Below are 13,236 nucleotides of genomic sequence, written 5' to 3' on the forward strand. Positions count from 1 at the left end.
AGGGTGATGGGTTTTGTGGAAGACCGCCTGGAAGCGCTCATGGCTGTGCAGCAGACGCCTGAACTGCACGACATTCCCTTATTCCTAGCAACCTGGGGCTACACGACGCCGGCGCAAGTGGGGTTGGCTCGCCAGCAGGGAATTCAACCGTTGACGTTGGAAGAATTTGTAAATCCAACTACTCCCTGGTTGATGGCTCAGTTGTCCCACTAACAAGTGGCTACAGCGCACGTCGGGTTACAAGGCGCAGACCCATGCTTCTTGACTAACTGAAGTGGCTTAACAATTAGCCAAGTCACCTATGCTTACCATCCCTTGGGTTGCAGAGCGCAGTCCCACCGAAGCTTTTTCGATGGTCTCCTAGACAAAATGGCTGAGCTGTACACTTAATGATTAGTTACAATCCCCAAAATTTCCCCAATTCGCCCTTTCCCATAAAAAACTTATATAGCATCTCTCACTCCAGGGGGATGACAACAGTGGTACACCCCTGGTAGACTACAGCTGTGTGAGGAGCGAACCAGTGAGGGGTCTGAGACGAAACTTGGATAGTCCTCAGCCCCCTTTCTGGTTTATAAGGAGCCGAAAGCTTGGGCTTAGGTAACGTTAGGTCCAAGGTGACTCAGAATTTCAAGTATCCTTTAGGTGGAAATATCTGTAGCTAGGCGCTTCTAGTCTTTTACAGGAGAGTGAGAGCCGGTATAACTATTGCCTTCCTGAACAGCAGCTAAGTCATCTTTGGTCGCAGGGCACAGTCCCGTCCTAGGTCTTCTAGTGACCTTGCGATAACGGGAGCGATAATCTGTAAAGTTTGGCTGGCCGATTCTCCGCTACAGTAGAGCTTGGAATGTCATTCGAGGGCTGAGTCCATGGAAACCAACATTCTGGCGTTGATTGCCACAGCACTGCTTGTGTTGATCCCCAGCGCGTTTTTGATCATTCTCTACGTGCAAACGGCCAGCCGGGGCGAAGGACAGCGCTAGGTCGAAGCTGGAGACCGCACGAGCAACACCGGGGCGTCGGCATGCACCCGCACGTAATCGGACACGGAATTGCCCAGCAACCGGTCCAAGTCCACTAGACTCCGGGCAATCGTTGGCCGGCGGTCAGGGGAACCCAACATCACCAAGTCAGCGCCGACCTCCTGGGCAATCTGACAAATCTGGATGCCAGGATTCCCTTCCCGTACGACACACCGGTATTTCAGGCCCCGTTGCCGGATTTTTTGGATGGCTTCGGCTAGGATGGGGCTTGCTTCGGGGCGTTGGGCCAGCTCTGTCAATGTGACGCCCTCGAGGGGAGGATTGATGTTCGCTAGGACCAGCTCGCCTCCCTTTAAGTCTTGCAGCAAAAACATCGCTAGTTCCAAGGTTTGTTTGGCGGCGGGGGAACCATCGTAGGCTACTAAAATCCGCTGGATACGCTCAACATAGGTGTCGTCTTTGACCAATAGCATGGGCCGCGATGCCAGTTGGAACACGTATTGACTGACAGAGTTTTCCAAAATCGCCCGCAACCGGCCTAGGCCCCGTGACCCCATGATGAGCAAATCCACGTCCAACTCGTCGGCTACACGGGGTACCACGTCTTTGGGGTCGCCTTCCCGCAACATGGTGGTCACTTGCTCTGGTTTCAGACAGCCCTTGCTATCCCCATTGCGGCACAAGTGAATCTTGGCTAGGGCATTCTTTAGGATTTCAACCCCTTCAGCTTGCTTGGCGACCATCTCCTGCGCGGAGGCCTGGGGGGTCACCACATGCAAGACGGTCACCTGGGCCTGGGCAATGCAAGGCAAGTCAATCAAGGCATTCAGCATTTCTTCTGTGTGACCCGTGCCTGAGACGGCCAACAATATTTTGCGAATCATGGGGTTTCGGTCCTCCCACCGCCAAGTCTATCTATAGGCTTAGACCAGAAAACCGGCCGCTGCGCGTACTTCTTCAGGTTTCTTCAAATTCCAGGAGTTGTCTGGGGTAACCGCTGGGCCAGTTGCGTCAGGACATCGCTCACTTGGGCGCGGTGGAGCGTTCGCCCATCAATACAGACGTTGGGGCCGTGTTTGCAGGCGTTTTGACAACCACTCCCTTCGACAAACACCCACTCGTCCCAACCCCGTTCGCGCACCTTTTCGCTTAATTCTTGCAATAAGGCGAAACTCCCTTGCTTGCGGCAACTGCCCTTTTGACACACCTGGACACGACAAGCCGGTGTCGTCATCTGCAGGGTTGGTCTAACGAACAGTTCTGTCGCCCTAAACAGTCGGATGTCCGTGGCTTCCCACCCCCCATCATGCCAACGCACGGCGACTTTGACCCCCATCCCTGGCTGGAGTTCCCGCGCGAGACCAGCCCGCATGTACTTAGGCAACTTCACCTGGTATGCTTGGGCACCATCCGTGATGCGAATAGATTTCAACTTGCCCTTCGCCGATGGCCAAAACCCGACAAACGTGCCCGTCAAAATCTGCATAAATGCAAGAAATGTGCAACAGGTTACCTCCTAGTATAGGGGATAGCGTCGGGTGTCATCCGTCCATGGCAACTGTGTATTACTACCAATGGGAGCGAGTTCCCTACCGCCAGGCGTGGACGTGGCAACAGGAACAGGTGCAACAGCGGCTTGTCAATCCCGACTTGCCCGATGTGGTGGCTCTGCTGGAACATGAGCCGGTTTACACGCTAGGACGTGGCGCGTCGCTGGACTTTTTACGGGCGCCCTTGGAAGCGTTGGGCATTCCGGTCTATCGCACCGAGCGGGGCGGCGAAGTGACCTATCACGGGCCGGGGCAAGTCGTGGGTTATCCGATTCTGCGGTTGTCGCACTATGGGTTGCATGTCCACCAATACCTGCGCTGTTTGGAGGAGATCATCATCCAGGCGTTGATTCCCTATGGCATTCGGGCAGGACGCAAGGCGGGTTACACCGGCGTGTGGGTGGGCGATACAAAGGTAGCAGCCATCGGGATTGCTGTGCGGCGGGGCGTTACCATGCATGGGTTTGCTGTCAATGTCTGTACGGATTTGGCGGCGTTTGCCCCGATTGTTCCCTGCGGGATCGCCGACTATCCGGTGGGGAACCTGGTGCAGTTTTGTCCAGAACTGACGGTGGCCCAGGTGCAGCGGGAACTGGTGCAGGCGACAGAGCGAGTTCTCGGTGTGGTGATGGAGCAAGTGCCGCCAATTTCGGTAAGATGCTAAGGATGACCCATGGAGTGATGGCATGGACAAGGAACAAATTTTCGCCAAAGTGCAGGAAATTGTGGCGGACACGCTGGATGTACCAGTGGAGAAGGTGACGCCTGAAGCCCATTTCGCCAATGACTTGGGAGCCGATTCCCTGGCAACGGTGGACTTGGTGATGAAGCTAGAAGAGGCGTTTGACATTGAAATTCCTGACAGCGCTGCCGAACAAATCACCACGGTGCAACAGGCGGTGGATTATATTGCTCAGCAGAAGGTGGCGGCGTAGGCAATGGCCGGTCGAGAGCGGGTGGTGGTCACGGGCCTGGGAGCCATCACACCCCTGGGAAACACCGTGGCTGAGTATTGGGCGGGACTGCTGGCCGGGCGCAGCGGCATCGGTCGGATTACCTTATTCGACCCCACTGGCTATGCCTGTCAAATTGCGGGGGAAGTGAAGGGATTTGACCCCTGCGTGTACCTGGAACGGCGAGACGCCAAGCGCATGGACCGGTTTGCCCAGTTCGCCGTGTGCGCCAGTTTGCAAGCCGTACAGGATGCCGGGCTAAAAATTACCCCTGAAAATGCCGCCCAGGTGGGAGTGGTGATTGGCACGGGGGTTGGGGGCCTGCGGATTATGGAAGAACAAAACCAGGTGCTGCAAAACAAAGGCCCCGACCGGCTGAGTCCCTTTACCGTGCCGATGATGATCTGCAATATGGCGGCGGGGTTGACGGCTATTCACGTAGGTGCCAAGGGGCCGAATTCCTGTCCCGTGACCGCCTGCGCCGCTGGGGCCAACGCCATTGGAGACGCCTTTCGCTTGATCCAGCAGGGGTATGCCCAGGTGATGATTTGTGGGGGTACCGAGGGAGCCGTCACCCCCTTGAGCATGGCGGCGTTTGCGGCTTGTAAAGCCATGTCGTTGCGCAATGAACCCCCCCAGGCGGCGTCGCGCCCGTTTGACCGGGACCGGGATGGGTTTGTCATGGGCGAAGGCGCAGGCATTCTGGTGTTGGAAGCTTTGAGCCATGCCCAGGCGCGGGGCGCGCGGATTTACGCCGAACTGGTGGGCTATGGCTGCACCTGCGATGCCTATCACATCACGGCTCCACTGCCCGATGGCGAAGGAGCAACGCGAGCCATTGAACTAGCGCTAAAGGATGGGGGATTGCGACCCGACCAAGTCAATTACATCAACGCCCACGGCACCAGCACCCCCGCCAACGATGTTACGGAGACCAAAGCCATCAAGAGAGCGCTAGGGGACCATGCCTACCAAGTGGCGGTAAGTTCTACCAAATCAATGACGGGGCATTTACTGGGCGGCTCGGGTGGGATTGAAGCGGTGGCGACGGTGCTGGCGATTTACCACAACCAGGTGCCCCCGACCATTAACCTGGACAATCCTGACCCAGAATGTGACCTGGACTACGTACCCCATCAGGCGCGGGCAATGCCGGTGGACGTGGCGCTGTCCAATTCCTTTGGCTTTGGCGGGCACAACGTCACCCTGGCGTTTCGCAAGTTCCGCCCATGAGCCAGATTCGGGTCTTGGCGCTGGGGTTGATTCGAGACGGGAACCGGGTGTTTGTCTCCCAAGGGTATGACCCGGCGCGGCAATTGACCTTCTACCGGGCGCTTGGCGGCGGCGTGGAGTTTGGGGAACCCAGCATCAAAGCGCTCCAGCGGGAATTTTGGGAAGAACTGCAAGCGCCCCTGACCGACATCGAGTACCTGGGGTGTTTGGAAAACATCTTTGTGTACAATGGTCAGCCGGGGCATGAGATTATCCAGCTCTACCGCTGCCGGTTTGCCGACCCCAAGTTCTACGAGTTGGAATCTGTCTCTTTTAAGGAAGGCGAACGCCAGAAACTAGCCCTGTGGGTGGATGTCGACCGCTTCTTGCAGGGGGAGTTGGTTTTGTATCCCGAGGAGTGCCACCGCTATTTATAAAAATATAAATGGATGCGAATGGATGCAGGCCAGGTTATTAGCACCATACTGAAGCACGACAAAAAAGTAACGAGTTACAAGCTGGCCTTGCTGCGAGCCATTAACGATGTTGTTTTAGCATTTCCTGACCTGCATCGTTTGAGACAAGATGTGGCAATCCCACTCCGCGTCTTAGCAGAATTTTGGGTGGCTTACTACTGGCCCTTTGTAGATGCGGCTCAACCGATTTGGCAAGGGCAAAGAGCGCAGTCCCAAAATGACCTGCGTTTTCGTCCCCATTTAACTCGACTGAGAGAAGCCTGGGAACAGGAAATCCAAGCTCCGGCGCGCCCTGCGGATGGATTTGTCCTGGTGAATGATTTACGGATTCCCCGTAAACGTGATACTTATTCCCCCCAATTTCTAGACCTGTATCAGCAAGCCATTAAGGAAATCACCCGTGCAATTGAGTATCCCATTCAATATGCTGGACCAGGTGAGTGGTCTGTATTTGACCGGCCAAAATTATTTAAGGACTTGCAAGGGAAAACGATAGCCATTCCGGGAACCCAACCGGAAGACCGCTGTATCGTGATTCGGTGTGAATTATGGGAAGTCTTCCATTCCCTGTCGTTGTGGGTCGAAGCGCTTTGTATTCATGAGTGGTGTCTCTTTTCGGAAGCCATTACCCGAAATACTGATAGGCCCGTTACCAGAGGAGATGTTTACACGTTGCTCACCGACCGGCCAGATAATCGCCGGCCCCTGACCTGGGAGCGCAACCAGATCGATGTGCTGCTGATGGAAGGCCACTCCTTCATTTGTCCCTGGACTTGCAAGCCCTTGACTCAACCCCAGATGTATCACCTAGACCATATCATTCCTGTGGCGATTTATCCGGTTAATGAACTTTGGAATTTGGTGCCATCGGATCCGGAATTTAATTGCCACAAGAAGAAGGACTATTTACCGACCGATCAATGTTTACAAAAGGCGCAGAGTCGTCTTGCACACACTTACAATATCTACAGCCATTCCCCCATACTAAAACCAGTGCTACAACAGGACGTGCGCTTGCGTTTTGCGACTTTGGATGATGACCGGCTCAGCCCGGAGGCCATCAGTTGTGCAGTGGTGAATTGGGTTGCTCAAGTGGCCGAATGCCGTAATATATCGCGGTTTGATTGTTATTAGGAGGGGGGTATGACGACGCCGCGAGTGTACAATAAATTAATCCGAGATAAAATTCCTGACATTCTACGCCAGAGTGGGAAAAAGTTTGCGATTCGAGAGATGAACCAGGTGGAATTTCGTCAAGCATTGCGGGATAAACTGTGTGAAGAGGCAGAGGAATTGCGAGTTGCCAATTTCGAGGCGCTGATTGACGAATTGGCTGATATTTACGAAGTGATAGACACGCTGCTCCAGGTATATGGCATTACGGAGGCGGATGTGCGAGACCATCAGCGACGAAAACGCCTAGAACGCGGGGGATTTGACCAGAGAATGAGTCTGCTGTGGGTCGAGTAAAAGCCACAAAGGATTATCTTGTCACAATTGATTGATACAGCTAAGTCATCTATGCTTGTCACCTTTTGGGTTGCAGGGTTCAGCCCCGTTGCTGAGACTCCATCCCACGCGAAGGTACTATACAACGCTAAACTGGGGAAAAAGGGAAGTCTGACCCAGTGATGCGACGCATTGATGTCCTGCTGATTGGACTAGCTTTGTTAGGGGCTGGAGGCGGACTCTACGGCCTGTTGCGGGTATTAGGGCTAGATAGTCTGGCGGCAGGAGTCTGGACCCAGGGCATTTTGATCGGCGGTTTGATCCTGTGGGTCAGCACCTACGCAGTGCGGGTGGTGCGCAAAGATATGACCTACCATCGCCAGCGGGAACGCTACGACCGAGCCTGGCTAGAGCACCGGATTGCCCAGTTGTCCCCCGAAGAACTGGCCCGCCTGCAACGGGAGATTGAGAGTCAGGATTAGTCGCTGACCCGCGCCACCACCAGTGTCATATCATCTTCGGCGCGACCTCGCGTGCCGACAAAGGCTTTCACCCGCATGAACAGGTATTTCAGGATGTCCTGAGGTTCGGTGTGTAAACTGCAGGCCTCCTGCACGGCCTGGGTCAGTCCCGCAATTTCAAACCGGTTCCCGTAGGCATCAACGGCATCGGTCAACCCATCGGTGTAATACACCAGCACATCCCCCGCCTGGAGATAGACCGTGCCGTTTTCATAACAACCGTTGGGTTCCAAGCCGATCAACATCCCCGCCGTGTCTAGCGTTTGAATCGTGGCCCCATCACAGCGCCACAGCAGGGGCGGGTTATGGGCGGCATTGCAGAAAGTCAACCGGCGTGTCTGGGGGTCGTACTCCGAATAAAACAAAGTGACAAACCGGTGGGAATTGGTCAAATCCTCGTACATAACCTGGTTGAGGTGACTCAGAATATCGGCGGGTGAATGGCCCCGCAACACCTCCGAACGCAACATCCCCCGCGTCATGGTCATGATGAGACCCGCCGGCACTCCCTTGCCCATTACGTCGCCAATCACAATCGCCCAGCGCTGTCCACCTGCGACTGGGATGAAGTCGTAGTAGTCGCCCCCCACTCGCTGCGCCATGGCGTACCGCGAGGCCAACGCTAGACCGGGAATGTGGGGGCATCGCTCCGGCAACAGATGCTTTTGGATTTCGGAACCCAGCTCCAGTTCCCGATCCAGCCGTTCCCGCTCGCGCAACGCCAGTCGGAGTTGCTCCTGCTCAATCGCCACCGCCGTCTGGTCCGCCACCAGATTCAGCAGTTGCCGGCGGGCGTCTGTCGTCACTACACCTGGCTGCTCACTGAACACCAGCAACCACCCCTGGACCTGACTGCCAACAATGACCGCTGTGCAGATGGCTTCCACCCCTAGCAGTGCCGGCAGTTCCCGCTCTAATGGCTCGCCAAGCGCCTGGGCTGTGGTCGTTCTAGGAAGTTGCTGGAGGTAGTTCTCCAGTTGCGTTCGCAAGGCCAACCACCCGTCCTCTCGATGACTGTAAAACTGATGCAGCGCCAGCCGGTTTTCCGGCTCCCGCCATAGCAACAACGCCGCCCCTTCTCCGTCACACACGCGCGTGGCAATTACCGGGATCAACTGCAAGAATTGGTTGAGGTTGTGCAAGGTCCGCAGCGCCGACCCCAGATAACTCAGCAATTCCTGCACCTTGCGATGCTCCCGCTGGGAACGGGCCACCAGTTCCTTTAATGTCAAAACCCCTTCTAGCGTGAGCGCCCGCGGGATGTCCGGCATTGTCGGCCTAATTCTGCGAAAATGTAATGCGTTATTTTAACACCCAAATCCAGGATGTCAAGGGCCATGTCCGGTGAAGAATCCCGCATCGAAACCGACAGTTTTGGACAGGTAACAGTGCCCGCCCAGGTCTACTGGGGCAGTCAAACCGCCCGCGCTCTCCACTACTTTGCCATCGGTCACGAAACCATGCCCCTGGCGGTCATTCACGCCCTGGGATTGGTCAAACAGGCCGCCGCCGCCGTCAACCAGGAATTGGGCTGTTTGGCCCCGGAACTGGCCGGTCCCATTCAACAGGCCGCCCAGGAAGTGGCTCAGGGCCAGTGGGATGACCAGTTTCCCCTGCGGGTCTGGCAAACCGGCTCCGGCACCCAAACCCACATGAACGTAAACGAAGTCATTGCCAACCGAGCCAACCAACTGCTGGGACAGCCCCTGGGGACGAAAACACCAGTGCATCCCAACGACCACGTGAATCTAGGGCAATCATCCAACGATGTCTTTCCCACTGCCATGCACATTGCCGCCGTTACCGCTTACCGCACCCAGTTGCAACCAGCCCTGGCGGAACTCCGGCAAGCGCTCCAGGCCAAAGCCCAGGCGTGGCAAGGGATTGTGAAAATTGGCCGCACGCACCTGATGGATGCCGTTCCTCTGACCCTAGGGCAAGAATTCTCCGGCTACGTGGCCCATTTAGACCACCACCAGGCCCACCTGGAAGCCTGTTTACCCCAACTCTACGAACTGGCCATCGGGGGCACCGCCGTGGGCACGGGTCTCAACGCGCATCCCGAATTTGGCCAACGGGTCGCCGCGCGCCTTGCCGAATGGACCAGCATCCCCTGGGTCAAAGCCGCCAATCCCTTCGCGGCGCTGGCGGGTCACGAAGCGCTGGTGCATTTCAGTGGGGCGCTGGCCGCGCTAGCGGGTTCGCTGCTGAAAATCGCCAACGACATCCGCTGGTTGGGGTCCGGCCCCCGCTGTGGGTTGGGAGAACTCCAGCTTCCCGCCAACGAACCGGGAAGCTCCATCATGCCCGGCAAAGTCAATCCTACCCAGGCCGAAGCCTTGATCATGGTAGCGATTCAGGTCATGGGCAACCACACCGCTATCAATTTGGCCCACAGCCAAGGCAACTTGGAACTCAACGTCTGCAAGCCCCTGATCATCTACAACGTGCTGCAATCCATCCAATTACTCGCCGATGCCTGCCGCAGTTTCAGTCGCCATTGTGTCCAGGGATTGACCCCCAACGTGTCCCAAATCGAAACCCACCTCCAGCAGTCATTGATGCTGGTGACCGCTCTCAATCCCCACCTGGGTTATGACCGAGCCGCGCAGGTTGCCCAGAAAGCCTATCGGGAGCAGAAAACCCTCTGCCAAGCGGGTGTGGAATTGGGCTATTTTACCGCCGAGGAATTTGCCGCCTGGGTGCAACCGGAACAGATGACCCGACCCACCCTTTCCGGGGATAATAAAACCAATCCTTTTGCCCAGTCGCTATGAAACACACCCTCTCGGTTCTGGTTGAGGACGAAGCTGGCGTTTTGACACGCATTGCCGGGTTATTTGCCCGCCGGGGATTTAACATCGAAAGCCTGGCGGTTGGACCGGCAGAACAACCGGGGATTTCGCGGATCACGATGGTGGTCCCCGGCGACGAGCGCGCCATCGAACAACTCACCAAACAACTCTACAAACTGATCAACGTCCTGAAGGTTCAAGACATCACCAACATCCCCTGCGTCGAGCGGGAATTGATGCTGCTCAAGGTCAATGCCAACCCCGTCAGCCGCCGAGAAATTATCGAAATTGCCCAGGTGTTTCGGGCGCGGGTTGTGGACTTGGCCGAAGATTCCCTGACGCTGGAGGTCACTGGCGACCCGGGTAAAATGGCCGCAATCATACAGATGTTGCAGAAGTTTGGCATCCGGGAAATGGCCCGCACTGGCAAAATTGCCCTGGTGCGAGAGTCAGGGGTCAACACGGAATATCTCAAAACCTTGGCCCACCGTAGTTCCTGATAGGGGAGTCCTCGCCATTTTCTCCAAAAATCCTCCCGAGACCTAGGAGGCAAAAACCCATTCTGCTATGCTAGGAATTGAACAGTTTCCCAGGAAGAAGATGACAGAAAATCTAGCGGAATTGCCCAAGGAACCCCTGACGGGAAAAGCGCTGCTGAAAAAGTTGGACGAACTGCGTCATCTCCCCCGGCGGGAGAAGGCCAAATACTGTGGCTACTACCGCATCAAAGGCGACCGCATACGGGTTAACGTTTCGGAGTTTATGGATGCGGTCTTGCTCGCCAAAGGGGTAGCGATTGATAATGCCCGTGATGGGCGCGGGCGGGAACCCACCTATCGGGTGACGGTGCATCGCAACGGTCAAATTGTGATTGGTGCCGCCTACACCCAAAAGATGGGTCTCAAGCCGGGGGATGAGTTTGAAATTAAGCCGGGTTATAAACACATCCATCTGACCCAGGTGGAACGGGCCAACGGCAAGACCCTGGCCAGTAAATCCAAAAAAGGCTGAACGCTTTTTCACTCCCTGGTGACCATCACGTTAACGCTCGGTGACCCGGCGGGGATTGGCCCAGAACTGGTGCTCCGTGCGGCGGTTCTCTATCAACCCCGTTGGCCGGTGCAGGTGGTGGGGTCCTGGTCGGTGCTGGTGCAAACCTACGAGCGGCTCCGGCGCTTGGGTCAAACCGCCATGGACCCGGCCCGGTTAGCGGTGGTGGACGTGCCGGCGCCCGAAGCCATTGCCCCTGGGCAACCGTCGGCCCTGACTGGGGCGCTGAGTGTTCAATATTTGGAAGCGGCGTTGGCGCAGGGGTGCCAAGCGCTGGTGACGGGGCCGATTGCCAAGCGCTACTGGCAGGCCGCCGGTTATTGTTATCCCGGACAGACGGAGTTTCTAGCCCAGGCCACAGGTGCGGCCCACACGGGGATGTGCTTTCTGGCCCGTTCGCCCCACACAGGTTGGGTGCTGCGGACGCTCCTGGCTACGACGCATATTCCCCTGGCGCAGGTCCCCCAGCGCTTGACGCCCGAGGGATTGACGGTACAGTTCACTCTGCTGCTCGAAAGCCTGGCGCGGGATTTTGGGTTAACCCAGCCTCGGATTGCGGTGGCGGGTTTGAACCCCCACAGCGGCGAGCACGGGCATTTGGGGACGGAGGAGCAGGACCTCCTAGAGCCCTGGTTAGCCCAGATGCAACAGCGGTTCCCCCACGTCCAGTTGTGGGGGCCGGTTCCCCCCGATACGTTGTGGGTGCTGCCAGCGCGGGCCTGGTGGTATCGAGATACGCCGGGACCCTGGGACGCCTGCATTGCACTTTATCACGACCAGGGGTTGATCCCGGTGAAGGCCCTCGCGTTTGAGCAGGCTGTGAACACCACCTTGGGGTTGCCCATCGTGCGGACCTCGCCCGACCACGGCACAGCGTTTGACATCGCCGGTCAGGGAAAAGCCAACCCCGCAAGTTTTCTCCAAGCCTGGCAATGGGCCGAGTGGTTGTGGGAACGACGGTTTAACCCCTAGACAGGGGCAACGTTCGCGGGCTGACGCACCAGGTTGGCGAGTTCCTGCAACTGGGCAATCGCCTCCGCCCCCTCTAGTTTCATCAGTTCCCGGTCGTCCCGCATTTCCGTCCAGGTGATCCCGTAGTCCGAGACTAGGAACCGGATCAAATGCCCTTCCCCCAGACTGACCATAAACGAAGCACTGTCCATCGACGGCCCACAGGTGTAGCAGGAGGCTAAGCGGCCCTGGCGTTCCAGAACTGTGGCCAGCGCCTGCAAGTTCATCACCAAATCGCGCACCAACTCCCGATGCTGATCCGCTAACCGCAAAAACACTGAAGTCACCCCTGCTTGGTTTTCCTTAATCTTAACTTAAAGTTTTAAGGTTTTGCGGAAGGGGGTTCGCCTAGCGATGATAGTGAAGATTGAAGGAAACGATCCTGCGATGAAGTGTCTCCACTCACGTTATATAGCTAAAAACGTTTAGCTTGGCATAGAATAGGGCTAATGAGTTCATAGAGGTTTTTCATGTCTAAGCCTTACAGCACAGACCTGCGTCAGAAAGCCATTGAAGCAGTCTTGGGGGGGGCAACACTCGTTGAAGTGAGCCAAATGCTGAACATCGGGTATCGCACGTTACAACGCTGGCTCAAACAATGGTCTGAAACCGGTGATTGCGCCCCCAGGACAGGCTACCAGAAGGGGCATAGTCATAAATTTCGCAAGTTTGTCGATGCGAACCCCAGTCTGACCCAGAAGGAAATGGCGGCCATCTGGGGCGTGAGTAGTATGACGATTTGTAGAGCACTAAAGAAGATAGGCTATACCCGTAAAAAAAACTTTCTCCTACCAAGAACAAGATGAGCAGGAGCGACAGACGTATATGGAGAGAATGAAGGATATGAAGCAGGAAGAAGTAGTTTATATAGACCAATCCGGTATCGACCGGCGAGAGGTCTATGAGTATGGCTGGGGTGTGAAAGGGGAGAGAGTTTATGGCAAAAAGGTAGGTAGAAAACGTGAAAGAGTGAGTATGATGGGCGGTTATTACCTGGGACGATTAGTTGAGCCCTTGACATGGATAGGTAACTGTAATTTACAAGTGGTTTTAACTTGGTTACGTGAGTGGTTACTACCAGCGATTGGACGTGGTAAAAAGATTGTGCTGGATAATGCCAGTTTTCACCGGTCTAGCGTGCTAAAGCAAGTAGTGGAAGCGGCTGGGTGTGAGTTGATATATTTGCCTAGATATTCACCAGATTTGAACCCGATTGAACATGTGTGGTATCAGATT

General features: G+C 55.9%; 18 protein-coding genes. 14 read left to right on the top strand and 4 right to left on the bottom strand.

The window, feature by feature from the left end:
- A partial coding sequence (locus tag NZ705_07370) for a hypothetical protein (protein ID MCS7292775.1) occupies window positions 1–213 on the top strand: 213 nt, incomplete at its 5' end.
- Window positions 214–869: 656 nt separating this feature from the next.
- On the top strand, window positions 870–983 hold the full coding sequence (gene psbM / locus NZ705_07375) for a photosystem II reaction center protein PsbM (protein ID MCS7292776.1): 114 nt from the start codon (window positions 870–872) through the stop codon (window positions 981–983).
- On the opposite strand, the gene NZ705_07380 is transcribed toward psbM, so the two are convergent.
- Entirely contained in the window at window positions 980–1,867 is an 888-nt protein-coding gene (locus tag NZ705_07380) for a universal stress protein (protein MCS7292777.1), read from the bottom strand. The two genes, psbM and NZ705_07380, sit on opposite strands and share 4 nt — an antisense overlap.
- Window positions 1,868–1,950: 83 nt before the next feature.
- Complete coding sequence (locus tag NZ705_07385; protein MCS7292778.1) at window positions 1,951–2,469, bottom strand: (2Fe-2S) ferredoxin domain-containing protein; 519 nt, start codon at window positions 2,467–2,469, stop codon at window positions 1,951–1,953.
- 65 nt (window positions 2,470–2,534) lie between these two features.
- On the opposite strand from NZ705_07385, the gene lipB reads away from it, so the two are divergent.
- From lipB to NZ705_07420, 7 genes are all read left to right on the top strand, one after another.
- Window positions 2,535–3,197: a lipoyl(octanoyl) transferase LipB gene (gene lipB / locus NZ705_07390; GenBank protein ID MCS7292779.1), complete on the top strand. Its 663-nt coding sequence runs from the start codon at window positions 2,535–2,537 to the stop codon at window positions 3,195–3,197.
- 22 nt (window positions 3,198–3,219) lie between these two features.
- Window positions 3,220–3,468 (top strand): acyl carrier protein, encoded by a 249-nt coding sequence (acpP, locus tag NZ705_07395; GenBank protein ID MCS7292780.1) that lies wholly within the window; start codon window positions 3,220–3,222, stop codon window positions 3,466–3,468.
- 3 nt (window positions 3,469–3,471) lie between these two features.
- A complete protein-coding gene (gene fabF, locus NZ705_07400; protein MCS7292781.1) occupies window positions 3,472–4,719 on the top strand; it encodes a beta-ketoacyl-ACP synthase II in 1,248 nt (415 codons plus the stop codon).
- Window positions 4,716–5,135, top strand: a complete 420-nt coding sequence (locus NZ705_07405) for an NUDIX hydrolase (protein MCS7292782.1) — start codon at window positions 4,716–4,718, stop codon at window positions 5,133–5,135. The genes fabF and NZ705_07405 overlap by 4 nt, the downstream gene beginning before the upstream one ends.
- Before the next feature lie 18 nt (window positions 5,136–5,153).
- A complete protein-coding gene (locus tag NZ705_07410) occupies window positions 5,154–6,308 on the top strand; it encodes an HNH endonuclease (GenBank protein ID MCS7292783.1) in 1,155 nt (384 codons plus the stop codon).
- A 9-nt stretch (window positions 6,309–6,317) separates the two neighbouring features.
- Complete coding sequence (locus NZ705_07415) at window positions 6,318–6,644, top strand: nucleoside triphosphate pyrophosphohydrolase (GenBank protein MCS7292784.1); 327 nt, start codon at window positions 6,318–6,320, stop codon at window positions 6,642–6,644.
- A gap of 161 nt (window positions 6,645–6,805) precedes the next feature.
- Window positions 6,806–7,105 carry a DUF3007 family protein gene (locus NZ705_07420; GenBank protein MCS7292785.1) on the top strand — a complete coding sequence of 100 codons (300 nt, stop codon included), beginning with the start codon at window positions 6,806–6,808 and terminating at the stop codon, window positions 7,103–7,105.
- On the opposite strand, the gene NZ705_07425 is transcribed toward NZ705_07420, so the two are convergent.
- A complete protein-coding gene (locus NZ705_07425) occupies window positions 7,102–8,415 on the bottom strand; it encodes a PP2C family protein-serine/threonine phosphatase (GenBank protein ID MCS7292786.1) in 1,314 nt (437 codons plus the stop codon). The two genes, NZ705_07420 and NZ705_07425, sit on opposite strands and share 4 nt — an antisense overlap.
- A 54-nt stretch (window positions 8,416–8,469) precedes the next feature.
- Between NZ705_07425 and fumC the strand changes: the two genes are divergently transcribed.
- The 4 genes from fumC (at window position 8,470) to pdxA (ending at window position 11,961) form a co-directional block, all read left to right on the top strand.
- The gene (fumC, locus tag NZ705_07430; GenBank protein MCS7292787.1) at window positions 8,470–9,921 is read left to right on the top strand and encodes a class II fumarate hydratase; all 1,452 of its coding nucleotides are present in this window, start codon (window positions 8,470–8,472) and stop codon (window positions 9,919–9,921) included.
- Window positions 9,918–10,439 (top strand): acetolactate synthase small subunit, encoded by a 522-nt coding sequence (ilvN, locus tag NZ705_07435; protein ID MCS7292788.1) that lies wholly within the window; start codon window positions 9,918–9,920, stop codon window positions 10,437–10,439. The genes fumC and ilvN overlap by 4 nt, the downstream gene beginning before the upstream one ends.
- A 100-nt stretch (window positions 10,440–10,539) precedes the next feature.
- Window positions 10,540–10,950 carry an AbrB family transcriptional regulator gene (locus NZ705_07440; GenBank protein MCS7292789.1) on the top strand — a complete coding sequence of 137 codons (411 nt, stop codon included), beginning with the start codon at window positions 10,540–10,542 and terminating at the stop codon, window positions 10,948–10,950.
- A gap of 18 nt (window positions 10,951–10,968) precedes the next feature.
- Window positions 10,969–11,961, top strand: a complete 993-nt coding sequence (pdxA, locus tag NZ705_07445) for a 4-hydroxythreonine-4-phosphate dehydrogenase PdxA (protein ID MCS7292790.1) — start codon at window positions 10,969–10,971, stop codon at window positions 11,959–11,961.
- Here pdxA and NZ705_07450 read toward each other — a convergent pair.
- A complete protein-coding gene (locus NZ705_07450) occupies window positions 11,958–12,287 on the bottom strand; it encodes a DUF1815 family protein (protein MCS7292791.1) in 330 nt (109 codons plus the stop codon). The genes pdxA and NZ705_07450 overlap by 4 nt on opposite strands.
- A 183-nt stretch (window positions 12,288–12,470) precedes the next feature.
- Between NZ705_07450 and NZ705_07455 the strand changes: the two genes are divergently transcribed.
- Window positions 12,471–13,236, top strand: a protein-coding gene (locus tag NZ705_07455) for an IS630 family transposase (protein MCS7292792.1) whose coding sequence is annotated in 2 segments (ribosomal slippage) — window positions 12,471–12,761 and window positions 12,763–13,236 — 765 coding nt annotated over the 2 segments. Because the reading frame shifts where the segments join, the coding sequence is not laid out codon by codon here. This gene is flagged as partial in the annotation.

This window comes from Gloeomargarita sp. SKYB120 (assembly GCA_025062155.1).
Taxonomy (GTDB): Bacteria; Cyanobacteriota; Cyanobacteriia; order Gloeomargaritales; family Gloeomargaritaceae; genus Gloeomargarita.